Source organism: Chryseobacterium sp. UF-81 (assembly GCF_058245105.1).
This window is the reverse complement of the sequence record NZ_JBSIBX010000003.1, coordinates 194,996-220,776: the sequence shown is the minus strand read 5'-3', so window position 1 is coordinate 220,776 and position 25,781 is coordinate 194,996. Positions and strand designations below refer to the sequence as shown.

The window sequence follows — 25,781 nt, the reverse complement described above, 5'->3', positions numbered from 1 at the left end:
TTCCCGGCCTTTTTTTATCCTGAAAATTCATCCAGCATATTTCTGGTGGGAACAAAAAAAAGTGTTCCTGTAACTGCTGTACTGAAATCTAAAATTCTGTCGTAATTTCCGGGCGGATCTCCTATAAACATACTTGTCAGCATTTTCTTTGTCGTGCTGAATGTACCCGAATAAGCGATGAAGTAAGTGCCAAATTCATTGGTAGAAGGATTACCAAAAGGCATGTTGTCTCTTACAATTTTAAGCTCCTCACCGTTTTCACCTTCAATATTAGCCAAAGCAATATGGGAATTGGACGGTTTTACGGAATCCGGCATTTCTATGTCATTTTCTTTTGACCTTCCGATCACTTTTTCCTGTTCTTCTGTGGAAAGACCTTTCCACGCATCCATATTGTGAAGGTATTTCTGGACAAACAAATAGCTTCCACCTTTATATTGAAGATCTTCCTCTCCGATTTTTGCAAAGTAATCGCGGTCTTCTCCATGAGGGTTTTCTGTTCCGTCTACAAAACCAAGAATAGAACGGGCATCCCAATACTTGAATCCGTGGATCTCAAGAATACTCTCTGCAACAGGAGCTAAAAGTTTCGAGATCTCTATAGCCATATCGAAAATAATGCTTTTATTATCAGCTCTCAGATGAAAATGAAGGTCGCCGGGCGTAGAAACTGCCGTATGCTTTATTCCTCTGATCTCTTCAAAATTGATTAACTCTTTAGGCAATGGAGTTGGAAGATTCAGTTTTTTCCAGCCTTCACAGCCTATTCCCATAACACAGCTTGCCCGGCTATCCGGAAACCTGTTGAAAACAGAATTATTAAGATTGAGGACCAATGCACAAAGCCGCCTGAAAACATCTTTCAGCTGCGGACTGTCATTAAGTTTCCACACCAGAAAAATAGTATTGCTGTTAGGATAATCCGTAACGTTCTGTGATTCTATACTCATTATTTGTCTAAATTAAACAGCAGAAGGTGCAGAAACCTGGTCTGCGAAATATTGTTCAAGATCTCTCAGTGTTTCCGGATTCGTCTTAATGTCTTTTACAAGCTGTCCTTTATTCACAACAACAATTCTGTTGCAGACTTCTGTCGTATGCGAAAGATCATGGCTTGAGATCAGGAAAGTAACTCCGTCCTGCTTTGAAAGTTCTTTAATCAGGTTTTTCAACTTGATCTGGGTAGAAGGATCCAGATTTGCAAAAGGTTCATCAAGGATAATGATCTCAGGATTTCCAATGACCGCTCCTACGATTCCAACTTTTTTCTGGTTTCCTTTTGACAGATCACGGACGTATTTTCCAGAATTAAGAATTTCCCCGTTAAAAAAGTCATGAAACGGTTTTAGAAATTCATCAATGGAAGCTTTATTCTGCCCTCTCAGTTCTCCGATGAAATAGAAATATTCTTCCGGCGTAAGATAACCGATCAGGAAAGTATCATCTACAAAAGCAGAGACTTTGTTTTTCCATGCCTCAGACTCATTCACCCTGATGTCATCGATGCTTACGAAGCCTGTCGTAGGCTGGATCAGATCAAGCATAAGACTGAAAAGTGTCGTTTTTCCGGCCCCGTTGTTTCCTACGAGCCCAAATGTTTCCCCGTTAGGAATTTCAAGATGCTCAATATTAAGAACTGTGGCAGTTCCGTAGGTCTTGGATAAGTTATTGATAGTAATCATAGTTTAGCCTTTATTTTTAAATGCGTCCAGTGTACTGTATTTTTCGCGTTTATATTGTTTGACAATGATATCAAATATTTTTTCTCTGAACAGAAATCCTATAAGCCCTAAAATGGCTATACTCACAACACCACCTGCCATTCCAAAGAAGTATTTTGCCAGAGCAAAAACTCCCATTGGAAGTAACATCTTTGGGATCAGAAGGAGCATGGTTTTCAGGTTAAAGCTGTTTCTCTGTCCTATTCTCTTTTCTTTTGCATTAAGATCAATCTGGGTTTTATTAAATGCCCCGGACCAAAGGGTCAACTGAGAATTCACTCCGATATTGTAAAGCCCGGCTGCAAAAAATGTGATATACACTTCCCAGCCGAAGTAAGCATAAAATAATGCGACAATGATTGAAGCAGCCGTCACAATATTGATCAGCCACCATTTTGCCTTGAGATATTCCTTGTAGGGAACATTCAGCGTCATCATCAATGGATAGTAAGAACTGTCGAATGCAGGAACCCGCTGCCCGAAAAGAAACTGAAAGCCTCCTGTTACAAAAAGTCCCATAAACATCATCATGGCAGGCGTTTTATAAATCACAGATGTATACATCAGCAATCCGTAAAAAAGAAAGAAAAAACTTCCGATCAGGATGCCTTTTGTTACTTTATTCCGTCTCAACATTTTGATGTCATTATTGATAAAGGTTCCGGTAACGCCATATTTGTTCAGGAAGGCAATATTCTCCGTTTTTCCGAACTGCTTTTTAGCTTCAAGTCCTTCATCAAGGTAAAATTCTTTACGGACGTAATTAAAGCATATCTTCCAAAGACCGAAAAACAGCATAATCGGAATTACGATCATATAAGGATTCTTGTAGAAGCCGTAAACAAATCTTTCTGAGTAAGAAAGTACAGGCACGATATTATAATATGCAAGTCCGGCCACCGCAGCAAACAGAAGCCCTATGATAATTGCGACCGTTTCTTTGTTGTTAAACAGAATATTGATGAAATTATTAAGGTAAAATAAAAAAGAAATCCCGATCAGCCAGGCCAAAATACCCGTCACATTATATCCATTGAAGAGTGCAATACCGGAAAATGTAATAAAGAATAAAGAGTTCAGCCAGCTTAATGCCGAAAGAAAGGTTTTCACGAGCATATAATTGACCAGCGTATTCTTGGGAATATTCTGGGTAAGAAACGGTTTGATATTCTGGGTCGACATTTCCTGCCAGATGTATTTCAGAATAAGGTCCAGTGCCCAGGCAGCCACTAAAAATTTTGAAACCATTTTTAAAGGATCCTGATGTATTTCATCCCGTACATAGAAAAATACCGCAAAAGCACCTCCTGCCAGGCATGCCATAAAATAGAGGATTCCTATAAAACGAAGGATCTTCATGGCAAGATTCACGCCTACAGAAGTACCACGGAAAAAGCTCTTGATTTCGAGCCTGAGGAACTTTAGAAACATATTTAGTTTTTTTACATTAGTCTGTATAATGTAAAATATGTTACAGTTTTTTAGCCAATAAGTTCCTTCGCCTGTGCCAGTGCAGCCTCAGTAATTTTGCTTCCGGAAAGAAGCTGGGCGATCTCGTTCAGTTTTTCCTCATCATTCAGAGGAATGATGGTGGACTGTGTTTTACCGGAAACATCACGTTTCACCACTTTGTAGTTGTCATTTCCTTTGGCTGCAACCTGTGCCAGATGGGAAATAACAATAAGCTGCATATCCGTGGCCATTTCCCGCATCAGGTTCCCGATCTCTTCTGCTACTTTTCCGGAAACTCCGGTATCTATTTCATCCAGTATAAGGGTTGGAAGCTCATCACTTTCGGCAATGATCTTTTTCACCGCAAGCATTACCCTGGACCTTTCACCACCGGAAATAGCCGTCTGGATTGGCTTTAAAGGAAAGCCTGAGTTAGCCTGAAACAGCAACTGTATATTTTCTTTCCCGAATGCGTTAAAGTCTGATGTATCCTGAAGTTCAATATCCACTCTGGCTTTTTCGAGACCTAGTTTTTTAAGAAGGCCTTCCGCTTTTTTGATAAAGACAGGAATAGATTTCTTTCTGTTTTTTGAAAGTTTTTCTGCCAGAGACTGAAGCGTTTTTTCTTTTTTGGAAATACCTTCTTCGATTTCCGCAATATGATCTTCGAGTTCTGAAGCTCCTTTCTGTTCCCCCGCCAGCTGATCTCTGAGTTCTTTCAATTCATTGATGTCAGAAACGTTATGCTTTAGAAACTGGGCATTGATTTTATTATTAAGCTCAACAAGGATCGCAAGATTGGCCGGATTGATTTCTATTCTCTCCGATTCATTTTCAAGCTCGGAAATGATATCTTTCAGCTCCACAAAAGAAGTTTCCAGTCTTTCATCCAGTTCTGAAAAGCTGTTTGAGACTTCAGAAATTCTTGACAGCTTGCTTTTAGCTTCGTTGAAAAAAGAAAGGATCCCGACTTCTTCCTGGTGAAACCTTGAAAGGATCTGTATCAAATTTTCAGAGATCATCTCGGCATTTTCCTGGATGGAAAGCTGGTTCTGCAGGTCTTCATAGTCTACATCATCCAGTTTCAGTTCTTCCAGCTCGTTTAAGAGAAATTCTTTATAATCGCTGTCTTTTCTGTTTTCAGAAAGCTGGGCCTGAAATTTTTTAAGCTGTATTTTTAAACTCTGAAAGTCTGAAAATTCATTCTGATAATCTTCAATAGTCTTTTTATTTTCAGAAAGTCCGTCAATAATTTTAAACTGATATTCTGAGGTAAAAAGGTTTGAGGTTTCAAACTGTGAGTGGATATCAATCAGTTGGGAAGATAGTTCTTTAAGGACATCAAGGGTTACCGGTACATCGTTGATGAATGCCCTGGATTTTCCGGAAGGAAGAATTTCCCTTCGGATGATGGTCTGATGCTCATAATCGAGATCATTTTCAATAAAGAATTTTTTGAACTGGTTATTTAAATCAAATTCAGTTTCTACAATACTTTTTTCTTCTGATTTAGAAATTGATTTAGCTTCAGCTCTTTCGCCGAGGATCAGCCTTAAAGCTCCTAAAATAATAGATTTTCCGGCTCCGGTTTCTCCGGTGATTACCTGCAGACCGTTATTCAATGATACTTCAAGGGTATCAATCAAGGCAAAATTTTTAATATAAATTCTCGAAAGCATGGATAATAGCTGATTACTTTAGGTAATGCAAATATAGAATATAGAATTAAGTATTCAATAACTTAAAGTAAGGGATCTTATTTCCACTTATTCCATTTGTTCTCCGAATTTTTTGGAGAAAGGGTCATCATCAGCTGTTTAAGATCATTCATAACAAGTCCTCCATTATTTCCGGAATTGAAAATATTGAAGATCTCATCACTTTTATTATCGAGAAACAGATTGAAGTAATAGGATTGCTGGAAAGAGTTTTCATACCTTTTCAACTGCAGCAGAGCATCAAAAATGACTTTTTTCGCAGCTGTCTGATCCTGGTTGAATAAATTATCCAAACCTGCTCTATGATAGGTATACATCGTAGAACGCAGCTGGCTCCAGTTAGGGTTAATAATTTCATTGATCAGAATGGTGCGGCTTCTTGGTTCATTGATGACATTCCAGCCTTCATAGTTCCTGTTCTGGGAATTCTGGGCAATCTGCTGGGCTTTTGCAAACCATGGTGTTCCGCCCATAGACTGGAAACTGTCTGCATCATAACCTAAGATGACGTACACATAAAAGCTGACCACATCAATCAGGTTTTTGCCGGAGAACTGTCTTTCATTGAACACAAGATTTTCATTTTCAATATATTCAAAAGCAAATCTCTGGTCCTGAAGGTTGATCAGCGGTGACTCATAGCTGGTACTGAATACGGGACGCACAGCCTGGATCACAATACTCCCCTTGAACCTGTTTCCGTCTCTTTCGGCAATAACAACTGCAAAATTACATTTGATTTTTTCGAAATTCTGTAGTTTCTTTCCTGTCCAGCTGGTATTATTGATAAAGTCTCTAAGACTTTTTTCCAGGGCTTTATACGCCTGCTGGTTACTTCCTCCCAGCTGCTGGGAGTTGATCTGTACAGTGGCAAGCAGTTCCTGGGAAAAACTCAGGTTGTATATAAAAAGCAGCAAGAATACGCTTATGATTTTTTTCATTATCTATTAAAAATTGAGAACGGAAATTTATTAAAATTATTTTAAAAGTTGAGCCTCAACAAAATCCAGAATATCCACAGCTACATCATCTTTAGATTTCAGGTCAAATTCTTTTTTTCCTGCTTTGGTAAATATCTTGATTTTATTCGTATCGTTTTTAAAGCCTGCCCCTTCATCACGGAGTGAGTTCAGCACAATCATATCGAGGTTTTTCTTTTCCAGCTTTCCTTTGGCATTTTCTTCTTCATTCTGGGTTTCAAGCGCAAAACCTACGAGAAACTGATGGGTTTTCTTTTCGCCCATTGTTTTAAGAATATCTGGGTTCTTAACCAATTCGATGGTTAAATGATCATCATTCTTTTTAATTTTCTCTTTTGCGACCTCTTTTGGAGCATAATCTGCTACGGCAGCACTCGCAATACCAATATCCACACGGTCGTAGAATTCAAACACTTTATTCAGCATTTCTTTGGCAGAGGTTACTTTATGAAGCTGAATATTTTTATCATCTGTCTTTTGTGAACTGGGTCCTGATATCAAAATAACCTTTGCTCCCCTTTTTGAGGCCTCCTCAGCAAGGGAAAAGCCCATTTTGCCTGAGGAATGATTACCGATAAATCTCACGGGATCGATAGCTTCGTAGGTAGGTCCGGCCGTGATGAGCACTGTTTTTCCTTCTAAGCTTTTGGCTCGGCTTCCGGAAGTAAGGAAATTTTCAACCGTTTTAAAGATGGTGTCCGGTTCCGCCATTCTTCCCTGCCCTACCAATCCGCTGGCCAGCTCACCGGTTTCTGCAGGAATAATAAAATGCCCATAATCTTCCGCCAGCTCAATATTCTGCTTTGTGGAAGGGTGCGCATACATATCAAGATCCATTGCCGGGGCGATGAATATTGGACATTTTGCCGACATATAAGTCGCAATCACCAGGTTGTCACACATCCCGTGGATCATCTTGGACAATGTATTGGCCGTGCATGGGGCAACGATCATTACATCTGCCCATAAGGCCATTTCTACATGGCTGTTCCAGGTACCGTTATCCCCATAAAAATCTGAATACACAGGTTTTCTGGAAAGGGTTGAAAGACTTAACTTCGTTACAAACTGCTCTGCATCGGGCGTCATAATCACCTGAACTTCGGCTCCTTTTTTCACAAAATCCCTGATCAGGAAATGAATTTTATAGGCCGCAATTCCCCCAGAAACAGCGATAAGTATCTTTTTACCGGAAACACTCATTTAGTTTTAATTTTTGAGATACTAAATTACTTATTTTTTCGCACAAAGACGGGTATAAACAGACAAAGGTCATAAAAGAACTGAATTCCTTTATGACCTTCATATATAAAAAACACAAATAATTATTTTCTGTCTTCTGTCTTTCTGAAATAGATATCTTCATTCAGCCATTCTTCGATAGCAATAGAAGTAGGCTTAGGAAGTTTTTCGTAATGCTTAGAGATTTCAATCTGCTCTCTGTTTTCGAAAACTTCTTCCAATGTAGAATTGTGCACCGCAAATTCGTCCAGTTTATTGTGAAGTTCTGTACGGATCTCTGCGTTGATCTGCTCTGCTCTCTTTCCCATGATAACAATAGCTTCATAGATTGAACCTACTTTATCTTCAATCTTGTCTTTATCGTAAGTAATAGTATTTACTTCTGCTTTTGTATCTTTTACGCTCATTTTGAGAAATTTATTTTATTAATAAGATGGCAAATTTACGAATTATCTTTGGATTTTGAAAGTGGCTGCCGGAGGAGGGGTCTGAAGTGCTGCACTGTCCCTCTGAATCTGCATTGCCTTCTTTTCATTGCTGATCTGATCTTTAATCTGCTGCTCAGCTTTAGTTTTTTCTGCCATTTTATCAGCCTCCTTTTTCTGTCTTGCTGTTAATGCTGCAATTCTTGCTTCTGTTTGTTTTTTAACGACAGCAAAGTTTTCTTTTTCTTTTATCAGTTTTGCTCTAAGATCTGTTGCTGTTTTAGAATATTCCGTGTTCGGAAGTTCCTTTTCTACCAGTTTGGTATAAGCAAGAGCACTTTCTATACGCTCATCTTTAAGATCATAAATAGACTTTAAAGCCAGCTCATAGCGCGATTTCATGATATAATCATAAATTTTCGCACGAAGTTTAGTACTTGGAAAATCTTCCAATACGTTTTCAAAAGCTACGTTAGCAGCTTTGTACTCACCCATTTTGAAGTACTGTCTGGCATTTTCATATGCTTTGAATTCTAATTTATAAGACAGCTCGTCAATCAGCTGGCTGATATTTTTAGATCTTTCAGAGTTTGGATAATTGGTCAGGAAATCCTGAAGCTCATTGATTGCAGTTTCTGTAGTGGACTGGTCCAGGTTATAATCCATAGAACCTTCGTAGTAGCATAATGCAGACATATACGCTGCTTCTTCTGCTCTTGGATCTTTAGGGAAGTTTACCGCAAAGTTTTTAAACTGATGCCCTGCCAGTTTATAGCTTTTATCATAATAATTTGCATAAGCCGTATTAAAACCTACATTAGGAAAATCATCTGTTCCTGCTACGAGGTTAGTAAGCCTGTCATATAGAGCCAATGCATTTTTCCACTTCTTTTTGGCAAAATTATCATTAGCTGCCTTTAAGATAAAATTCTTGTCAGCACTCTTCATTGCTTTTTCCTGCTGGCTTACGCATGAGGAAATAACTGCCACTGCAAAAAGACCTAAAATATATTTTTTCATATAAAAAATTCAACAGTTTTCGGATGATACAGCCGATTTACTAATTTGCAAAAATATAACTTTTTTGTCAATAGATTTTTTTTTATGAATATTTAACGTATTTTAGTTTACAATACATGTTGAATTATCAACTGCAATAAAAATATCCAAATACATTTTGGGCTATTTTACCGGTTCTCTTAAAATTGTCCTCAACTTTTCAGGGGCGGTTTTCCTAAAATCAGAGAGATAAATTTCATGGTGTAAACCATTTCTGGAAAGACTATTATTATCCATAAAAACACTGATTTTCTTCAACGATTCAGGTTCCGTGGAAAACGGTCCCAAATGCATTATTTGAACTGCCCGTCCTTCCTCTAAGGTAAACCATTCAACAGCTGTGGCTTTTTCTATTTTCTTTTCACGGGATACTTTGGCTATTGCAGAGGTGAAATCTTCGGCATTAACAAATTCAGGCATACGAATCATTAAACGGTACTCCCACTCACTTCTGGGAACTTCAACCGGACTATTGTCAATAGTTTTTCCAGCGTATTTTTTTTCATCGAACCACCAAAGTCCTTCTAATTTTGACACCACAAAATCTTCATTTCTTTCTTTATGCGTAAACTTTAAGGTATAAGCAATAGAATACAGTGCTTCAATGTTTTTTTTAAAAGGTTCCCCGGAAGGATCTCCTTTGCCGCAAATTGAAATAAAAGATGCTTTTTCAATCTGTACTAACTGTGGTTGAGCTTTAGCTGTAAAATAGGTTTTGTATTTTTTAGCAAGATCCAATTTTTCCATATCAATTATTTTAACGGGTTTAAAATATTCGGTATATTCTCCGATCTAATTAATATGCAAAGTATATTTTTTTCGCTAACGGGTTTTTATATTTATAATCATTTAACGCATTTTAAGGGTGCACCCCTTTAATCTGCAGCGTATCCTAAAATTGCGAAAACGCTGACTAAAAGGTTCATTCTTACTTTTTTCTCTGCTTCTTTGGTATAAGCTTCTTCATTTTTACTCGGTACATACAGCTCATAGAAATTTTTATTTCTGATGACAAATAATGTAGAGCCAATGATCATGGTAAGAATATCTTCAGGTTTCGGTGTGAAAGTAAATACGCCTGAGGCAACTCCTTTCTTGATAACGTCATCCAGCTTTTTCACAAACAGCTGATAGAAATCCAACAGCTCATCTTTTAGATTTTCAGTATGCCTGAGCTCCTGTGTCACAAACCCGTGGAAATAATTGTATTTGAATAGTTGGGAAACAATGTACTTGATGATCTCCCTGAGCTGCATTTCCGGTTTGCCATCCTTAATGGTATCTGCAAATTCGGAAAAATTCTCTCTGGTCTTCAGTACACGGTACTGATAGAGATAGGACATCATTTTTTCTTTGGAACCGAAGTAATAGGAAATCATGGCCACATTAATGTTGGCCTTGGAACAGATATCCCTTACCGAGGTTCCTTCATATCCCTTTTTGGCGATAAGCTCTTCAGCAATGTCCAAAATATGGATCTGTTTTTCTGTAAATTTTTTTCTCATGAAGTGCACTTTGAGTAAAGTTAAGAAATTTTTAACAAAATTATAAACGTTCGTTTAATAATTTTAAATTAATTCTGGATAATCGTACTTTTGTAAATGGATTTTTTTGATTTTCACCACCATAGGAAGAATAACCTGTCTGGGATTTATAATATAGATTTTGGTGCAGTGCCTCCGGATTCTCCATATTCTATAGGCATACATCCTAAAGATATTGTTATGGATTCTATGGATGAACAGTTCAGGTGGCTGCAGTCCAATATTTCAGAGAACTGTCTGGCCATTGGTGAATGCGGGCTGGATTCCATTGTTCCGATACCTCAGAATATTCAGGAACAGGTTTTCCAGAGACAAATCACGATTTCCAATGAGGTGAGAAAACCTCTGATTATTCACTGTGTAAGAAAGTTTTATGAGGTCATTTCGTTTAAGAAAAAGGCTGAACAGGCGGTTATCATTCATGGTTTTAATAAAAAGCAACGGATAGCGGAAGACCTCCTGAAAAATAATTTTTATTTGAGTTTTGGAAAAGCTGTTTTGTATCATCTATCTTTGCAGGAGATTGTAAGGAATACACCTTTAAACAGAATCTTTCTAGAAACTGATAATGAATGCTTTAACATAGAGGAATTATATTCAAAAGTTTCGGAATTAAAGGGTATTTCTCTGGAAAAACTGAACGAACAGATTTTAGAAAATTTAGATACGATAAAGAATGGATAAGAATTGGCTGGAGAGAACGGAGCTCCTGATCAAAGAAGAAGGACTTAAGAAACTTAATAAGGCAAATGTACTGGTAATAGGTTTAGGAGGCGTAGGTTCTTTTGCTGCAGAATTTTTAGCGAGAGCAGGTGTAGGGAATATGACCATTGTAGACGGTGACACAGTGGATATCACCAATATCAACAGACAGCTTCCTGCTCTGCATTCCACAGTGGGCCAACATAAGGTGGAGGTTGTTGCTGAAAGACTTCTTGATATCAATCCGAAGATTAATTTAATCAAGATCAACGAATTTCTGAATCCGGAAAGAATGGATGAAGTTATTGATTCCAGTAAGTTTGATTATATCCTGGACTGCATCGATAGTGTAACTCCAAAGCTATGCTTAATTAAGGCCGCCAAAAGAAGAAAAATAAAGCTGATCAGCTCTATGGGGGCCGGCGGCAAAACAGACCCGAGCAAAGTAATGGTAAGGGATATCAGCAAAACGCAGAATTGCTTTCTTGCCAGACAGATCAGGAAAAGGCTTAAAAAGGAAAAAATCAATAAGGGTTTCAGATGTGTATTCTCGAATGAGCTTCAGCAGGAAGAAAGTTTGAAAATGACCGACGGCGCCAATTATAAAAGGTCTTTCTACGGCACTATCAGCTACATTCCTGCTATCTTCGGATTGTATGCAGCGGCTGAAGTGATTAATTATCTAGTGAAACAAGATTAATGCAGAACTTTAAATACTCCGGAGAAGAAAAACTCAAAAAAAATACTGAGATTGCTTTACTTTTTGAAAAAGGTAAATGGAGGAGCTGTGGAAATCTGAGGATCATCATTCTGAAGGACAAGCCCAATCTGGAGGTGGAAAGCCATAAGTTCGGGGTATCTGTTTCCAAAAGATATTTCAAGAAGGCCGTATACAGGAACCGGGTAAAAAGACTTTTGCGGGAGTGCTATCGTCTGAATAAGAATCTGTTTAAAGAGGCTTTCGGAGAAAAAACATTGGCTATGATGTTTTGGGTTTCCCCTGAAATGCCTGCCAAGTTTCAGGAAGTAGAAGAGCAGTTTATTAAGCTTTGCCAAATGCAGAAAAGACCCTGATAACGTAACAACAGAACAGCGTAGTAATTTCTCAATGAAACCATTTTGTGTAAAGTGTTGATGTGTTTAACCACAGATAGCACAGATTTTCACAGATGATTCCGGAAAGTTGTTGTTATAAAATCTACAAGTATTTATTTTTCACAAAACCTTGCATAGTTTTTGTAATTTTAGGGGAAACAATAAATCTGAAAATTAAAATGTTAGATCACGTTCCCTATTTCCCTTACATACTCAGTGCCTTCATTGGTATAGGATTGGCAGCCGCTACAGGCTTTAGAGTTTTTCTGCCGATGTTTGCGGTAAGTCTTGCTTCTTATTTTCACTGGATCCCGATGAATGAGCATTTTGAGTGGCTTTCGGGACTTCCGGCCCTCATTACTACCGGAATTGCGACAATCGCTGAAATTTTAACCTATTACATTCCGTTTGTAGATCATCTGCTGGATACCATTTCGGTTCCTTTAGCCACGGTGGCAGGCTCTGTTTTATTTGCCAGCCAGTTTGCTGATCTTGGAACTTTTCCGCAGTGGGCACTTGCCTTAATTGCCGGGGGCGGAACAGCTGCTACGATCAGTTCCGGTTTTGCAGGAATCCGGGCAGCTTCTACCGCGACAACAGGAGGCCTGGGAAATTCCGTAGTGGGAACCACTGAAACCGCGGGAGCCGGAATCATGTCTATACTGGCAATGGCAGCACCGATTATCGCAGCCATTTTTGCGCTTATCATGATTATTCTCGTTATTATCTTCGGACGGAAAGCATGGCGGAAGCTGCGTGGCAGTAAAAAGACTGCTGATACTATATAAAAAAATAAGGCTGGACACTTTTTCTGTGACCAGCCTCTTTTATATCTTCTCAGGCCTATTTAGCCTTTACTTCTGAAATCTTTTATTTCCTTGATTTTAGACTGGAAATAGTCCTTTTTTTCAGGGTTTTTCTTGATTAGGATTTCAAATGCCTTGATGGCTTTAGTGTACAGTTTCTGCTCGAAATAAAGGTTGGCAAGTGTTTCTGTCATCAAATGGGAAATATCATCATTCTTTTCTTTGACAACATATGTACTTTCGTCTCTTAACTGACTTATTTTAGGGTTATTTTCGATGAAAGCTTCAATAACCTTTTCCTGAACGGGGGCTTTTTCCTTTTCAGGGACCTCTTCTGCTGTTCTGCCAATCTTAAGCCAGCTTTGCCAGGTATTGATAAATCCGGGCACATTGCTGTCAGCTGGTGTTTGTCCGGTTTTTTCTTCTTTGATTTCCTGAATGGGCTCTTCTTTCGCTGTTTTTTCTACTGCCAGACTCGAAATATCGGTCCCAAAGAAAGATACATTCATAACTGGTGCTTCTTCTTTTGGCATTTTTGTTTCGATCGTTTCTTTTCCATTTTCAACTTCTTCATTCTTTTCTTCTGCAATTTCAGGTATTTCTTTTTCAGCAACAGGAAGTTTTTCCTCCAAGACTGTTTCAGGATTTTTCTGAGGCTCCTCGACAGTTTTTGAAACAACTTCTTCTATCACCGGAATTTTTTCCTCTTTTGGAGCTTCTGGCTTAGGTACGGAAACTGCGCCGGCATGGCTGATCAAAGAATCAGGCAGGTTGGAATCCAGACTCATAGGTTTCCAAGCAGAAGCTTCTTCTGCAATGATTTCAGTCTCTTCTTCTTTTTCCGGGATTTCTACAGCCTCTTCATGCTGAACTGGCTGTTCTACAGTATCTTCTACTGTTTCCATAACAGGTTCTTCAGCTTTTGGCTCTTCTTTCTCTGTGGACCAGAAGTGAAAGCTCTGTGTTTCAGCAAAACTGATCTCATGATCGGTAGTTTCAGGCTCTTCATTTTCAACCTTTGTCGTCGCCTGTGCTTCTTTCATCTTTTTCTCCACCTCTTCAATGAGACGTCGCATTTCTTCCTCATGCTTATTTACATTCGGCTTAGGAATTTCGGAAGATACAGCTTCGTTGTCTGTGTTTCCCTGGATTTTAACATCCGGCAGGAACTCATCCATCCCGTGAAAGCTGATTTCAGCATGAGGCTCATTTACATGGGTATCTTCATTAATAATTTCTGAAGCCTCATCTGTTTCAGTAAGTGAAGGTTCTTCAACAGTTTCATCTTCTGTGTTTTGAACAACCTCTGTTTCCGGGTTCAGAGCTTCTACTTCATGGAAGCTTACCTCATCATCCTTATTGATTTTCTGCTCTTCTGCAGGACTTTCAATTTTATTTTCTTCAACAATCAATTCAGGTGTGAATTCTACTCCTGCTTCTGAATCTTCAGACTGTTCTTTTGTATCTGTTTCCGGCTCCTGTACAGCTTCTTCAGGAAGACTTTCTGTAACGGTATCGCTTTTTTGTGTCACCAATACACCTGACTCCAGTGTGGATTCAAGATCAATTACTTCCTGGTTTGTTTCATCGAGGAAGTTTTCTTCTCCTTCAAAAAGAATCCTGTTTCTTTCTCCATTGACATGAATATGCCTGATTTCCTGTGCAGGCTGTATCATGCCTGCTGCCTCTTCATATTTGTTTTCCTTCTTTTCGGGAGACTCATCTCTTTTTATCGGGAATGTTTTCTCTTTATAAGAATATTTTACCGGTTTTTCCAGTGTTTTAGAAGCTTGTTTATCTTCTGCAATTTCCGTTTTAGGTTCACGTTGGATTTTACCGTTGATCAGCTGATAAAGAAGCTTTTTATCCGTGGTATAGGCGGCTGTTGTGGAAAGTTCTTTCTGATAGTTTTCTTTATCATAAAGATGTACCCCAAACAAATGAAGCGCCCTGATGTTCTGTACATAGGGAAAAGCATGAATTTCTTCTTTCAAAAGACCGAGATCTTCTGACTGTATATTTCTGGGGCTCTTTAATAATTCTAAAACTCTGGGATTCATCTTACCAATTGGCTACAATATCGTTAAATATCTTATTAATAATTCTGTCTGTTACAAGCTTCACCTGAGAAGTTTCTATCTGGCTCTGGCTCAGGTCACTGTTGTAAACCACTTCATCCGAATAGGTTCTGTCGAAACTGGAATCCGGATGTATTTTATTTTCATAATGTACCTTTACACTGATCGTCAGCTTGCTCTGTGCCTGCTGTACGACACCTCCTGAAGGATTTGTCAGTGTATTGGAACTGATCGTAGTAGGCGAAAAATTATAGTCTGAAATTTCACCTTCTATCAGGATGTCAGGGTTTGATTTTGTACCTTTTAATGTCGTTCTCTGCAGGAATCTGTTCTGGATATCTGTAGAAAACTGCTGGGAAAGGGTAGGATTCACAAGCGCTGCATTATTCGGAAATTCATTGATCTGGACGGTTTTTTCATCCGTCAATGATGATCCTGTAAAAGAGTAACACTGCTGGAACAGCGAAAGAATTACAAACCCAAAAATTATTTTTAATTTACTCATACCATTTTTCATTTACTGACTCTATACATCTTTATAGTAGGCTGCATACTTATAATTCCAAACTGGAAAATGCTTTCTACGCAGGTAAGGAGCGCCAAATTCTTCATCTCTGTTTTCAGTCTTCTAAGTTATACTGTTTTATTTTTCTGTATAAAGTTCTCTGTGAAATTCCAAGCTCGTCCGCAGCCCTGTTCCTGCGTCCTTTATGCTTCTCTAATGCTTTAATAATCAAATCTTTTTCATTATTCTGAAGAGATAAGGATTCCGGTCTGTTTTCCTCTATTTCTATATCTTCAATATCTTCATAGCTGTCATCAGCATTTGAAATGATGGTGGGTGCGGATTGAACTCCCGGTGATTTGTCCTCGAAATAGAGTAATGAATTCTGGCTGACCGGCTGCGCCTGCTCTGCGGAATAGATCCTGTTGATCAGGTTTTTTTCCTGATTGCTGAGATCGGCGGTTCCTCTGTTTTTGATCAGTTCTGAGGTGAGTGATTTCAAGTCGTTGATATCACTTCTCATATCAAAGAGAATTTTATACATAATTTCTCTTTCGCTTCCGAAATCATTCTGCTTTTGGGCATTCTGATTATTCACAACCATCGGAAGATGGGTTTCCATCGGAATATATTCAGCAAGTTTCTCTACGGTTACCTGTCTGTTTCTCTCCACCACGGTCATCTGCTCTACCAGATTTCTCAGCTGCCGGATGTTTCCCGGAAAACTGTAGTTTTCAATATAATGAACAGCACTTGGCTCGAGCTCCAGCTCCGGCATTCTGTACTTTTCTGCAAAATCTATAGAGAATTTCCTGAACAGTAAGTGAATATCCCCTTTTCTTTCCCGTAAAGGTGGCATGTCGATCTGCACGGTATTCAGACGGTAAAATAAGTCTTCCCGAAACCTTCCGTCGTGAATGGCCTTCATCATATTGACGTTGGTCGCTGCCACAATTCTCACATTGGTCTTCTGAACCTGAGAAGAACCCACTTTCATGAATTCACCGCTTTCCAGCACCCTTAAAAGACGGACCTGAGTCTGCAAAGGAAGTTCTCCTACCTCATCGAGGAAGATGGTTCCACCGTCTGCCACTTCAAAATATCCTTTTCTGGTGGCCGTAGCTCCGGTAAATGCTCCTTTTTCATGCCCAAATAGCTCAGAATCAATGGTTCCTTCGGGAATTGCTCCACAATTGACCACGATATAGGGCTGATGCTTTCTTTTGGATTCTGAATGGATAATTTTTGGGATAAATTCTTTTCCAACACCACTTTCTCCGATGACCAGAACGGAAATATCCGTAGGGGCCACCTGGATTGCTTTTTCTAAAGCGCGGTTCAGTGCCGGGAAATTCCCAATAATTCCAAAGCGGTTTTTTATGTTTTGTAAGTCGTTGCTCATAAGTAAATTTTTGATTATTGATTTAATAATCTACAGCTCCTCGCTCTGTTTTCTGTAGATTTTGTTGAAGTGATGAGTGTAGACGTCTTTCATGGTCTTTCCTTCATCATAAGTCATTAATGCTAACTTTTTTAAATCTAAATAATCTTTGTTCCTGATTTTAGAAACTTTACTTTTAAAGTATATATTCCCGGCAAAGTTGTTTTCTTTGCTTTGTTTTTCGAAATTTTCTAAGGCTTTGTCATATCTGCCCTGCTCAAAATAGGTTACTCCAAGCTGGTGGTGATCATACATCCCTTTAAAATAACCTCCGGATGCCAGAAGGTTTTCAATGATGCCAATCGCTTTTTCTTTCTGCCCTAATACACTGTAAGAGACTGCTTTAACCACCTCTAAATGGTAGTCCCCGTTTAAAGATCCTCCCAGATCATCAGGATAGTATTTTTTTAGTTCTTCTAAATCCCGGATTGCTCCTTTATAATCTCTCAGGAACTGGAATCTGTACCACCCCCTGTATCCCAATTGCATTTTAGGATCTGCAGCAACAGATTTATCTATAAGTATTTTCCAGGTTACAAAATCTCCGTTTTTAAGATATGGAACTGCTTTCTCCATATAGGAACTGGAGAAATCAGGACAAAGCCCAATCGCTTTATCAAAGGCTTCCTGGGATTCCCGGCTGCCCTGTCCGTCTGAAGCCCAGTTGTATAGCTCACTAGCTTTTTTGCAGTTCTCACCCTCTACTGCATTACAGTTGACCTGCGCAATAGTATTGGTGTAAACGATAAGCAACAAAAAGCTAAGGTAATACCTCTGAAACTTTTCCATTTTCAATTTAATAGGTTAAATACTGATAATAGCCTGCTTTAAAACCTTTTATCTCTTTTGGCATCCAGCCGTGCAGCGATTTTCAAACCGCAGCAGCCTGTCTTCCAGCTCTTTATCCGGAACTGTTTCTTTAAGATCTGCATTCATCTGCTGAACCCTGAACAGTCCTGTTTTTCCTTCACAATTTACTAAAAATCTTACGGTAATATGGCCGGTCATTTCAGTTTCGGAAGATATTTTTTCTTTTTTGCAGTTTTTGGTCAGTTCTCTCCTTTATAGTCAACCCCCTTTGTCCCCTGGTCATATTGAAGACTGCCAGTTTTTCAGGAAAACTTTACATTATTCAGCTGTTCTCCCTAAAAGCGTGCCCTGTGTATTGCCATAGACAAAAACGTCCACAATGTCACCAATTTTCTGTCCTCCCAGCATATCAAAAACACAGACTGCATTCTGTGAGTTTCTTCCCTTCCACTGGTTTTTATTTTTTCTGGAGATCCCTTCGATGAGGACCTGGTGATGTCTTCCCACATAAGATTCCATCCTTTTTCTGGATAGTTCACCCTGCAGCGCAATAACCTCAGCCAGACGCTTCTGCTTTACATCAGCAGGGATATTGTCTTCCATTTTTTTATGGGCAGGCGTTCCCGGTCTTTCTGAATAGGCAAACATATAACCGTAGTCATATTCCACTTCTTTCATCAGGCTTAAGGTATCCTGGTGATCCTGTTCTGTTTCATTACAGAAACCGATGATCATATCTTGTGAAAAAGCAATATCCGGAACAATTTCCTTTGCTTTTTTAATTAAATCCAAATATTCTTCACGGGTATGCTGCCTGTTCATCGCCAGAAGCATATTGTTGCTTCCACTTTGTACCGGAAGGTGAACATACTTACAGATATTGTCATGTTTTGCAATCATTCTGAATACTTCAAGGCTCATATCCTGAGGATTTGAAGTAGAGAACCTGATTCTCATTTCAGGAACGGCTTTAGCTACCAAATCAAGCAGCTGCGCAAAGTTGACTGCCGTAGCTTTCTGCATTTCGGAAGCTTTAACGAAATCTTTTTTCGGGCCTCCTCCGTACCATAAGTAAGAGTCTACATTTTGTCCTAAAAGGGTAATTTCTTTATATCCGTTATTTAAAAGGTCTTTACATTCTTCAATAATGGAGTGCGGGTCCCGGCTTCTTTCTCTTCCCCTGGTAAAGGGAACCACACAGAAAGTACACATATTGTCGCAGCCTCTGGTGATGGTTACAAAAGCCGTAACCCCGTTTCCGCCTAAGCGTACAGGGTTGATATCTGCATAGGTCTCTTCTTTTGAGAGGATTACGTTGATGGCATCTCTTCCGTCCTCTGTTTCTTTCAGAAGGTTAGGAAGGTCTCTGTAAGCATCAGGGCCTACCACAAGGTCTACCAGTTGTTCTTCTTCCAGGAATTTGGTCTTTAATCTTTCTGCCATACATCCCAAAACACCTACCGTCATACCCGGTTTTTCTTTTTTCAGATTCTTGAACTGTGAAAGACGCATTCTTACGGTCTGCTCCGCTTTTTCACGGATGGAACATGTATTCAGAAGAATAAGGTCTGCTTCTTCTACTTTCAGGGTTGTATTGTATCCCTGCTCATTAAGAATAGATGCAACAATTTCAGAATCAGAAAAGTTCATCTGACAGCCATAGCTTTCTAAAAAGAGTTTTTTAGAATTCTCAGGCCTTTCAGCGATAGCAAAAGCTTCTCCCTGTTTTGTTTCGTCTATATATTTTTCCTGCACAATATTCGTTTTAAAAGTTCAATGCTCAGCATTTAAATTTCAAAGCATCAAGATGAATTTTAAATCCCAAACAGATTAGTCTGCAAAGATACAAAATATTGTGACAGAATGGCAGGAGATTATTTTAACGTGAACCCAACGTATTTTTTTATCAAGCTATGGAACGCAAAGAGTCTTTTTACACTTTTGTCCTGTCTATTTTTAAATTCGCAAGGGCGTTCTACTCGGCAAAATCTATGAAGATTCAATTTATTTGAGAAAACTATTATACATTATTGGTTATCTTTTATTTACCATCAGGCAAACAAAATCATAAACCTACCGGTATCCTAAAACTGGATGCTATCGGAACATTCCGGAAAGATTCAGGCTGCCATTTTTCAGTGATTTGCCCTACGGCTTTTGTGATTTTATTCTTGATATCTTCCTGTAAGTCATACGGCCTTATTCTAATATCATTTAAAATCCCGTTCTCACTTATTTTAAACTGTATTTCAGCTGTTATCCCATCTGCATTCTTAATGTTCTGCTTTTTCAGGTTAGAGATCAGCCTGTTTCTGAACTCCCCCATTCCTCCCGGAAATTCAGCATATTTTTTCAGCCCCTGTGTGGTATAATTTTCTTTGAAGTTCTCAAAATAGTCGACCGGATAGAACATAATGGAAACATATTTCTGCACATCTGAGCCTTTTTTCCACTTTTTTAACTTATTTATCTCATCGAGAGCCTTTATAAAAACCTGGACAGGACAATCATCAGAAAGATTCTTATTAATAATTTTTGCCTGCCCGTTTTCTATTTCAAGTTCAGCAAGAAACATCTCAGACATTTTGTTATTGCAATGTTGTGAATGACTATCTATAAGAATTTTATTCAAATCTTTATAAAACTGCACAGGACCTCCTTTATAAGGATTCCTATCTCCCTTAAGAAGATCAAATGTCTGTGCTTTACACACAACTAAAACCAAAATCAAAGCAATTACCTGTAGAACTTTTTTAATCATGATCGTAAGCATTAGTATCAAACCTGATTTTCATTATTGTTTTATAATCAACAGCCACTCCATTTTTAGTGGCTGGTTTCCATTTTCCTTTTACTTTTTTAGCAGCATACTTTCATAAATCTGTAGCGATTGAAGAGCAATGCATTTTTATTTTGATCTGTGAAGCAACAGGCTGACCGTTGCATGAAGCGGGAATCCAGTTTTTTTTGATTCTTCTTACTACATATTTCATGTCATCGAAAAAATAAGTGCTGTTGGCTACTTTAGGAGTTCCTTCAATATGGGTCACTTTTCCGGTCTCATCGACGGTAAGGGTAAATGTAAAATCTCCGTTCAGGACATAGAAATCTGAGTTCAGGTAATCATACATGAAATTTTGCAGGGTTTCTTTATAAACCGTTACACCACCTTCAAATCTAGCCGGTTTAAAATCATTACAGTTTTTCACTGCAATCTGTAAGAAAGGCTCCTTGATATCTATTTTTAAAAGATTTTTATTGACCTCTGTAATCGGGTTATCATCTCTGTCTTCAACATCCTGCTGGGCAAATGTAAAATTTGTGATAAGAAATGCTATCAGTAATGTAAAAGTTTTCATAGACTATTCATGAATATTAAAATGCTTCAACAAAGTTAATTATTTAAATACTTTAAAAAGAAAAACTTCAGGCTGTACCTGAAGTTTTCCATAAACTTTTACAAATTAATTTAAGCCTCTAAAGTCTGCATTTGTACTTTACTCCCGGTTTCTTTTAACATGAGCGAAATAAGAATGGCAAGAACAATTCCTGCAATCCAGAATAACAGGGAAGACTGAAAATGCATTTCTCCCGAGGCAGCTTCTAAACTTTTCCCAAACCATCTGCTGAATACCGGACTCACCAGGGTAGTGACTCCAAACGTGATGAAATTAATAGCCCCGGTTGCACTGCCTTTTACATAATCAGGATTTGCTTCTTTAATGATGGAATATGGGATCATGGCCGCTCCGGAACCAAGCCCGAAAATAAACATGCTTATTTTGGCCGGATACAAGTCCGGAAGATACAGCAGCTGCAGAAAGCTTAAGATCATCAGTATTGCACCTCCGACCAGGACAGGTTTTCTTCTTCCGATTTTATCTGTAATAAAGCCTAAAAGCGGACATCCGAATACCCAGCCGAAAGCAACCATTGCACTGGTAATGGCAGCATCATGAAACATAAAGCCTTTGTCTTTTTCAAAGAATGCAACACCCCATGTCATCGCAAATATAGTGGTAGGCGCAAACAGCAATCCGGAAATAATGCCGCAGAACCAGGATTGGGGATTTTTAAACACGATCTTATACGGCTCTAAATATCCCACTTTTTTAACAGCATCAGACTGCACTTCAGATTGTTTTTCTCCAGGAATTACTAAGAACAGGCAGAATGCCGTAATAACTGTAATAATACCCGACCAAAGCCAGAAAGTATCTATATTCACCCCTTCTTCTACCCATGGCCCAACGACAAACTGTCCTGAGGTACCACCCAGCATTCCGATACATTGTGTAAATCCAACAGCTGTCGCTAAAGATTTGGAAGAAAATCCTTTACTTGCCAGATAAACACAGCCAGGAAATGCAAAAGCACACCCCGCGCCCTGCAATAGCCGCCCGGCCATGCCACCAGAATAGGCAGATGCCAAAAACAGTAAACAACCTACCCCTAAAATTAAAGCTCCTGCAAAAAGCGACTTTTTACCGCCAAATTTATCCAAAGCCATACCTGCGATGAGACTGCATGTAGAGTATGTATAATAATACGTTCCGATCAGGCTGACAAGTTTCAGTTCTGTTGTACTGAAATTATTGACCAGTTCCGGGATCATGACCGCTGGTGCCGAACGGACCACATAATCCAGAAAGTAAAATACCAGCCCGAATAACCATGCGATTACATAAAACTTTTTTAAGGAAGCATTCATTACAGCAATCCTTTAATATGTTTGTAGTTGGTTTTTACTGTATCCAGCACTTCTTCCATCTTCCCGCCAAGCATCAGCTGGGCCATAGATTTTGTCATTCCCAGGACCTGGTCAAAGTCTATTTTCGGGGGAAGAGCAAGAGCATTGGGATTGGTAAATATATTAAGAAGGTAAGGACCGTTATAAGCGAGACATTCTTTAATAGCGTCTTCTACTTCTTCAGGCTTGTGAACATTTTTTCCGGGATATCCCATGGCCTGTGCGATCATGGCAAAATCCGGGTTAATCATATCGGTTTCATTATCCGGCATACCGCCTACTTCCATTTCCAGCTTTACCATTCCTAAGGTTCTGTTATTGAAAACGATGAGCTTTACCGGAAGCTTATACTGAAATATGGTTGCCATATCTCCCAATAGCATTGAAATCCCACCGTCTCCACACATAGCAATCACTTCTCTGTCCGGATGAGCCAAAGATGCACCTATGGCCATTGGCATAGCATTCGCCATAGACCCATGATTGAAGGAGCCCAGCATTTTTCTTTCTCCTGTACCTGTAATAAACCTTGCTCCCCACACGCAGCACATGCCTGTGTCGACTGTGAAAATGGCGTCTTTTTTAGCCAGCCGGTCTAAAGTATGGGCAACATATTCAGGCTGTATGGCATTCTCTTTTCCGAAGTCTTTCACGTAAGCAAACTGAGTTTCTTTTACTTTTTCATAAAATGCCAACTGTTCATTAAGAAAATGAGCATCTGTTTTTTCTTGCAATAACGGCAGCAGAGCTTTAATCGTTTCTTTCACGTCTCCTGCCAGACCCAGCTCCAGTTTTGCTCTTCTTCCCAATCTTTCAGGACTTTCATCGATCTGGACAATTTTGTTTTTTACCGGCATGAATTTTTGGTACGGAAAATCGGTTCCCAAAAGAATAACAAGATCGGCTTCGTGCATCGCATGGTAAGCGGATGGAAATCCCAACAGTCCTGTAAGACCTACTTCATTGGGATTATTGGGCTGAATGGCCATTTTTCCACGGAAAGAATAGCCTACGGGAGCTTTTAGAAACTTCGACAGTTCTACGACCTCAGCATTCGCTTCTCCTGCTCCAATTCCACAATAAAGGGTAACTTTTTTGCTTTCATTAACCAAAGCAGCCAGCTGTTTTAATTCTTCATCGGAAGGTCTTATTACGGGATGGGTCCTGAATATCTGGGCAGATGTAGATCCTTCCTCAGCATCAAGTTCTGACACGTCTCCCGGGAGCCCTATTACTGCCACTCCTTTTTTTGAGATGGCATGCTGAATAGCCGTCTGCAGCGTTCTCTGTACCTGTTCCGGTCTTGTAATCATCTGGTTATAGTGACTGCAGTCATCAAACAGTTTTATGGTATTGGTTTCCTGGAAATAATCCATTCCCATTTCGTCACTGGGAATTGTGGAAGCAATGACAAGCATTGGAACGTGTGATTTATGTGCTTCATAAACTCCATTAATGAGGTGGACGTGTCCCGGCCCGCAGCTCCCTGCGCACACCGCAAACCCGTCAAGCTCTGCTTCTGCCGCCGCCGCATAGGCTCCTACTTCTTCATGCCTTACATGAATCCATTCGATGCTGCTTTTTTTAACCGCAATATTAAGATGGTTAAGGCTGTCGCCGGTTACTGCATAAATTCTTTTCACATTGGCATTTTCGAGCATTTCAACAATCTGCTCTGCTATGTTTTTAGCCATAATTAGTATTTTTTGGTGTTTATTTTAGTTACGGAATACCGAAAGGATCGTGAATAGGCAAGTGTTTAAAATTCTTACCTCTCTCAAATTTAGCTAATAAATTATAATTTATATTCCTAAAAAGTATTAAAATTTCAACACATTAAAGCTCTTTTGATAACAGTGAAAAGCTTTAAAACATTAAGAAGAATAAATAATTAAGATAAAAAATCAACCAATTTTTAGCATGCACTTTTGATAAGCACCTCAACTTAATGTTTTTAAACTTAATGAGAAGCCAATGACTTAAAATATATGTTAGGGGTTTTTAAACAAAAAAGCTCCGCAGTCATCTGCAGAGCTTCTATACATTTATATTTGATTTTAAAGTACTTCTATCTGATTTCTTAAAAGATCTTCGAATTCATCTCTTTTACGGATCAGGTGTGCTTTTCCGTCTAAGAATAAGACTTCTGCCGGCTTTAATCTTGAATTGAAGTTTGAGCTCATTTCAAAACCGTATGCTCCGGCATTATGGAAAACCATGATATCGCCTTCTCTTACTTCATTCAGTTTTCTGTCCCAGGCAAATGTATCGGTCTCACATATATTTCCTACTACCGTATAGATTCTTTCCGCTCCTTTTGGATTCGAAAGGTTTTCGATTTTATGGTAAGAGTCATAGAACATGGGACGGATCAGGTGATTAAACCCTGAATTCACCCCTACAAATACAGTAGCAGTCGTTTGCTTGATCACATTAGCTTTTACTAAAAGATATCCGCTTTTTCCTACCAAGAATTTTCCGGGCTCAAACCATAATTCGAACTTTCTTCCTGTAGATTTTGTGAACTCAGACAATACTTTTTCCACTTTTTTACCTAAGGTTTTCACATCTGTTTCCTCTTCGCTGTCCTGGTAAGGAATTTTGAATCCGCTTCCCATATCCAGGTATTTAAGATTTGGGAAATGCTCGGAAAGTTCCAGCATAATATCTAATGCCTGCAGGAAAACATCCGGATCTTTAATCTCGCTTCCTGTGTGCATGTGAAGACCTTCGACATTAAGGTTGGTACTCTTCATCACTCTTTCGATATGGCGAACCTGGTGAATAGAGATCCCGAACTTGCTGTCGATATGTCCTGTTGAAATTTTATAGTTTCCTCCTGCAAAAATATGCGGGTTGATTCTTACAAGGATCGGATAAGAGTTCCCGAATTTATTTCCGAACTGCTCAAGAATAGAGATATTATCAATATTAATGTGAACGCCCAGCTTCACGGCGTCTTCAATTTCAGCAAGGTCTACACAGTTTGGTGTGAAAAGGATCTTTTCTTTAGTAAATCCGGCCTTCAGCCCAAGTTTTACTTCATTTATTGATACACAATCCAAAGATGCGCCCAGATTCTTGACATACTTTAAGATGTTGATATTGGTCAACGCCTTGGCAGCATAAAAGAACTTCGTGTGTTTTAAGAAGGAAGATGTAAGTTTCTCGTATTGAGCTTTAATAGATTCAGCATCGTAAACATACACTGGTGTGCCAAATTCATTGGCAATCTGTAGCAAATCTTTTGAATTCATAATTTGATTTTAACATAAAAAAAGGCAGATTCTTTCGAAAAGAGCCTGCCACATTAATTATTTTTATGCAAGACAACTCTTTTAAATATTCCAAACCTTAGAGAACTTTACAGCTCCCTTTTTTCCAGTTTTAATTTGTTTAAAATTTTGCATTGCTTCTTTTTTGTTTTTGCAAAAGTACTATTTATTTTTTATT

25 protein-coding genes are annotated in these 25,781 nt (G+C 38.9%); 4 read left to right on the top strand and 21 right to left on the bottom strand.

Annotation, left to right across the window (positions count from 1 at the left end):
- Positions 1-14: 14 nt before the first annotated feature.
- The 10 genes from AC4IFE_RS06460 to AC4IFE_RS06415 all read right to left on the bottom strand — a co-directional run bounded on the left by AC4IFE_RS06460 (position 15) and on the right by AC4IFE_RS06415 (position 10,102).
- On the bottom strand, positions 15-950 hold the full coding sequence (locus tag AC4IFE_RS06460; protein WP_490755733.1) for a Dyp-type peroxidase: 936 nt from the start codon (positions 948-950) through the stop codon (positions 15-17).
- A gap of 12 nt (positions 951-962) precedes the next feature.
- The gene (locus AC4IFE_RS06455) at positions 963-1,682 is read right to left on the bottom strand and encodes an ABC transporter ATP-binding protein (RefSeq protein ID WP_490755731.1); all 720 of its coding nucleotides are present in this window, start codon (positions 1,680-1,682) and stop codon (positions 963-965) included.
- Positions 1,683-1,685: 3 nt separating this feature from the next.
- Positions 1,686-3,152, bottom strand: a complete 1,467-nt coding sequence (locus tag AC4IFE_RS06450) for a DUF5687 family protein (protein WP_490755729.1) — start codon at positions 3,150-3,152, stop codon at positions 1,686-1,688.
- Positions 3,153-3,202: 50 nt separating this feature from the next.
- Positions 3,203-4,852: a DNA repair protein RecN gene (locus tag AC4IFE_RS06445; protein WP_490755727.1), complete on the bottom strand. Its 1,650-nt coding sequence runs from the start codon at positions 4,850-4,852 to the stop codon at positions 3,203-3,205.
- Positions 4,853-4,929: 77 nt separating this feature from the next.
- Positions 4,930-5,832, bottom strand: coding sequence for a type IX secretion system protein PorD (gene porD, locus AC4IFE_RS06440; protein ID WP_490755726.1), 903 nt, complete (start codon positions 5,830-5,832; stop codon positions 4,930-4,932).
- A 36-nt stretch (positions 5,833-5,868) separates the two neighbouring features.
- Entirely contained in the window at positions 5,869-7,074 is a 1,206-nt protein-coding gene (coaBC, locus tag AC4IFE_RS06435; protein ID WP_490755725.1) for a bifunctional phosphopantothenoylcysteine decarboxylase/phosphopantothenate--cysteine ligase CoaBC, read from the bottom strand.
- 122 nt (positions 7,075-7,196) lie between these two features.
- Complete coding sequence (locus tag AC4IFE_RS06430) at positions 7,197-7,520, bottom strand: DNA-directed RNA polymerase subunit omega (RefSeq protein ID WP_027372958.1); 324 nt, start codon at positions 7,518-7,520, stop codon at positions 7,197-7,199.
- 42 nt (positions 7,521-7,562) lie between these two features.
- Positions 7,563-8,558, bottom strand: coding sequence for an outer membrane protein assembly factor BamD (locus AC4IFE_RS06425; RefSeq protein WP_490755723.1), 996 nt, complete (start codon positions 8,556-8,558; stop codon positions 7,563-7,565).
- Between the two features lie 162 nt (positions 8,559-8,720).
- Positions 8,721-9,344: a GyrI-like domain-containing protein gene (locus AC4IFE_RS06420; protein WP_490755722.1), complete on the bottom strand. Its 624-nt coding sequence runs from the start codon at positions 9,342-9,344 to the stop codon at positions 8,721-8,723.
- 128 nt (positions 9,345-9,472) lie between these two features.
- Positions 9,473-10,102, bottom strand: a complete 630-nt coding sequence (locus AC4IFE_RS06415) for a TetR/AcrR family transcriptional regulator (RefSeq protein WP_073328854.1) — start codon at positions 10,100-10,102, stop codon at positions 9,473-9,475.
- Positions 10,103-10,198: 96 nt separating this feature from the next.
- Here AC4IFE_RS06415 and AC4IFE_RS06410 point away from each other — a divergent pair, with 96 nt between their 5' ends.
- From AC4IFE_RS06410 to AC4IFE_RS06395, 4 genes are all read left to right on the top strand, one after another.
- Positions 10,199-10,825: a TatD family hydrolase gene (locus AC4IFE_RS06410; RefSeq protein ID WP_490755721.1), complete on the top strand. Its 627-nt coding sequence runs from the start codon at positions 10,199-10,201 to the stop codon at positions 10,823-10,825.
- A complete protein-coding gene (locus AC4IFE_RS06405) occupies positions 10,818-11,543 on the top strand; it encodes a tRNA threonylcarbamoyladenosine dehydratase (protein WP_490755719.1) in 726 nt (241 codons plus the stop codon). The genes AC4IFE_RS06410 and AC4IFE_RS06405 overlap by 8 nt, the downstream gene beginning before the upstream one ends.
- Positions 11,543-11,917 (top strand): ribonuclease P protein component, encoded by a 375-nt coding sequence (gene rnpA / locus AC4IFE_RS06400; RefSeq protein ID WP_490755718.1) that lies wholly within the window; start codon positions 11,543-11,545, stop codon positions 11,915-11,917. Before AC4IFE_RS06405 ends, rnpA begins: the two co-directional genes overlap by 1 nt.
- A 200-nt stretch (positions 11,918-12,117) precedes the next feature.
- Positions 12,118-12,726 (top strand): DUF4126 domain-containing protein, encoded by a 609-nt coding sequence (locus tag AC4IFE_RS06395; RefSeq protein WP_490755716.1) that lies wholly within the window; start codon positions 12,118-12,120, stop codon positions 12,724-12,726.
- Positions 12,727-12,785: 59 nt separating this feature from the next.
- Here the strand turns inward: AC4IFE_RS06395 and AC4IFE_RS06390 are convergent, their stop codons facing one another.
- The 11 genes from AC4IFE_RS06390 to lysA form a co-directional block, all read right to left on the bottom strand.
- Positions 12,786-14,804 (bottom strand): tetratricopeptide repeat protein, encoded by a 2,019-nt coding sequence (locus AC4IFE_RS06390; protein WP_490755714.1) that lies wholly within the window; start codon positions 14,802-14,804, stop codon positions 12,786-12,788.
- A 1-nt stretch (position 14,805) separates the two neighbouring features.
- A complete protein-coding gene (gene lptE / locus AC4IFE_RS06385) occupies positions 14,806-15,327 on the bottom strand; it encodes an LPS assembly lipoprotein LptE (RefSeq protein WP_306841437.1) in 522 nt (173 codons plus the stop codon).
- 115 nt (positions 15,328-15,442) lie between these two features.
- Positions 15,443-16,729, bottom strand: a complete 1,287-nt coding sequence (locus tag AC4IFE_RS06380) for a sigma-54 interaction domain-containing protein (protein WP_490755712.1) — start codon at positions 16,727-16,729, stop codon at positions 15,443-15,445.
- Between the two features lie 30 nt (positions 16,730-16,759).
- Positions 16,760-17,557: a tetratricopeptide repeat protein gene (locus AC4IFE_RS06375; RefSeq protein ID WP_490755710.1), complete on the bottom strand. Its 798-nt coding sequence runs from the start codon at positions 17,555-17,557 to the stop codon at positions 16,760-16,762.
- 48 nt (positions 17,558-17,605) lie between these two features.
- A complete protein-coding gene (locus AC4IFE_RS06370; protein WP_490755709.1) occupies positions 17,606-17,776 on the bottom strand; it encodes a hypothetical protein in 171 nt (56 codons plus the stop codon).
- Positions 17,777-17,896: 120 nt separating this feature from the next.
- A complete protein-coding gene (miaB, locus tag AC4IFE_RS06365) occupies positions 17,897-19,333 on the bottom strand; it encodes a tRNA (N6-isopentenyl adenosine(37)-C2)-methylthiotransferase MiaB (RefSeq protein WP_490755708.1) in 1,437 nt (478 codons plus the stop codon).
- A gap of 310 nt (positions 19,334-19,643) precedes the next feature.
- Positions 19,644-20,153 (bottom strand): hypothetical protein, encoded by a 510-nt coding sequence (locus AC4IFE_RS06360; protein WP_490755706.1) that lies wholly within the window; start codon positions 20,151-20,153, stop codon positions 19,644-19,646.
- 298 nt (positions 20,154-20,451) lie between these two features.
- Positions 20,452-20,937, bottom strand: coding sequence for an energy transducer TonB (locus AC4IFE_RS06355; RefSeq protein ID WP_490755705.1), 486 nt, complete (start codon positions 20,935-20,937; stop codon positions 20,452-20,454).
- A 110-nt stretch (positions 20,938-21,047) separates the two neighbouring features.
- Positions 21,048-22,289, bottom strand: coding sequence for an MFS transporter (locus AC4IFE_RS06350; RefSeq protein ID WP_490755703.1), 1,242 nt, complete (start codon positions 22,287-22,289; stop codon positions 21,048-21,050).
- Positions 22,289-24,022 (bottom strand): thiamine pyrophosphate-dependent enzyme, encoded by a 1,734-nt coding sequence (locus AC4IFE_RS06345; protein WP_490755701.1) that lies wholly within the window; start codon positions 24,020-24,022, stop codon positions 22,289-22,291. Before AC4IFE_RS06345 ends, AC4IFE_RS06350 begins: the two co-directional genes overlap by 1 nt.
- Before the next feature lie 363 nt (positions 24,023-24,385).
- Complete coding sequence (lysA, locus tag AC4IFE_RS06340) at positions 24,386-25,585, bottom strand: diaminopimelate decarboxylase (RefSeq protein ID WP_490755700.1); 1,200 nt, start codon at positions 25,583-25,585, stop codon at positions 24,386-24,388.
- Positions 25,586-25,781 lie beyond the last annotated feature (196 nt).

Bases quoted from the DNA above. Each gene is read 5' to 3' on its own strand.
- AC4IFE_RS06460 (WP_490755733.1), bottom strand. From the start codon at position 950: ATGAGTATAGAATCACAGAACGTTACGGATTATCCTAACAGCAATACT.
- AC4IFE_RS06455 (WP_490755731.1), bottom strand. From the start codon at position 1,682: ATGATTACTATCAATAACTTATCCAAGACCTACGGAACTGCCACAGTT.
- AC4IFE_RS06450 (WP_490755729.1), bottom strand. From the start codon at position 3,152: ATGTTTCTAAAGTTCCTCAGGCTCGAAATCAAGAGCTTTTTCCGTGGT.
- AC4IFE_RS06445 (WP_490755727.1), bottom strand. From the start codon at position 4,852: ATGCTTTCGAGAATTTATATTAAAAATTTTGCCTTGATTGATACCCTT.
- porD (WP_490755726.1), bottom strand. From the start codon at position 5,832: ATGAAAAAAATCATAAGCGTATTCTTGCTGCTTTTTATATACAACCTG.
- coaBC (WP_490755725.1), bottom strand. From the start codon at position 7,074: ATGAGTGTTTCCGGTAAAAAGATACTTATCGCTGTTTCTGGGGGAATT.
- AC4IFE_RS06430 (WP_027372958.1), bottom strand. From the start codon at position 7,520: ATGAGCGTAAAAGATACAAAAGCAGAAGTAAATACTATTACTTACGAT.
- AC4IFE_RS06425 (WP_490755723.1), bottom strand. From the start codon at position 8,558: ATGAAAAAATATATTTTAGGTCTTTTTGCAGTGGCAGTTATTTCCTCA.
- AC4IFE_RS06420 (WP_490755722.1), bottom strand. From the start codon at position 9,344: ATGGAAAAATTGGATCTTGCTAAAAAATACAAAACCTATTTTACAGCT.
- AC4IFE_RS06415 (WP_073328854.1), bottom strand. From the start codon at position 10,102: ATGAGAAAAAAATTTACAGAAAAACAGATCCATATTTTGGACATTGCT.
- AC4IFE_RS06410 (WP_490755721.1), top strand. From the start codon at position 10,199: ATGGATTTTTTTGATTTTCACCACCATAGGAAGAATAACCTGTCTGGG.
- AC4IFE_RS06405 (WP_490755719.1), top strand. From the start codon at position 10,818: ATGGATAAGAATTGGCTGGAGAGAACGGAGCTCCTGATCAAAGAAGAA.
- rnpA (WP_490755718.1), top strand. From the start codon at position 11,543: ATGCAGAACTTTAAATACTCCGGAGAAGAAAAACTCAAAAAAAATACT.
- AC4IFE_RS06395 (WP_490755716.1), top strand. From the start codon at position 12,118: ATGTTAGATCACGTTCCCTATTTCCCTTACATACTCAGTGCCTTCATT.
- AC4IFE_RS06390 (WP_490755714.1), bottom strand. From the start codon at position 14,804: ATGAATCCCAGAGTTTTAGAATTATTAAAGAGCCCCAGAAATATACAG.
- lptE (WP_306841437.1), bottom strand. From the start codon at position 15,327: ATGAGTAAATTAAAAATAATTTTTGGGTTTGTAATTCTTTCGCTGTTC.
- AC4IFE_RS06380 (WP_490755712.1), bottom strand. From the start codon at position 16,729: ATGAGCAACGACTTACAAAACATAAAAAACCGCTTTGGAATTATTGGG.
- AC4IFE_RS06375 (WP_490755710.1), bottom strand. From the start codon at position 17,557: ATGGAAAAGTTTCAGAGGTATTACCTTAGCTTTTTGTTGCTTATCGTT.
- AC4IFE_RS06370 (WP_490755709.1), bottom strand. From the start codon at position 17,776: ATGACCGGCCATATTACCGTAAGATTTTTAGTAAATTGTGAAGGAAAA.
- AC4IFE_RS06360 (WP_490755706.1), bottom strand. From the start codon at position 20,153: ATGTTTCTTGCTGAACTTGAAATAGAAAACGGGCAGGCAAAAATTATT.
- AC4IFE_RS06355 (WP_490755705.1), bottom strand. From the start codon at position 20,937: ATGAAAACTTTTACATTACTGATAGCATTTCTTATCACAAATTTTACA.
- AC4IFE_RS06350 (WP_490755703.1), bottom strand. From the start codon at position 22,289: ATGAATGCTTCCTTAAAAAAGTTTTATGTAATCGCATGGTTATTCGGG.
- AC4IFE_RS06345 (WP_490755701.1), bottom strand. From the start codon at position 24,022: ATGGCTAAAAACATAGCAGAGCAGATTGTTGAAATGCTCGAAAATGCC.
- lysA (WP_490755700.1), bottom strand. From the start codon at position 25,585: ATGAATTCAAAAGATTTGCTACAGATTGCCAATGAATTTGGCACACCA.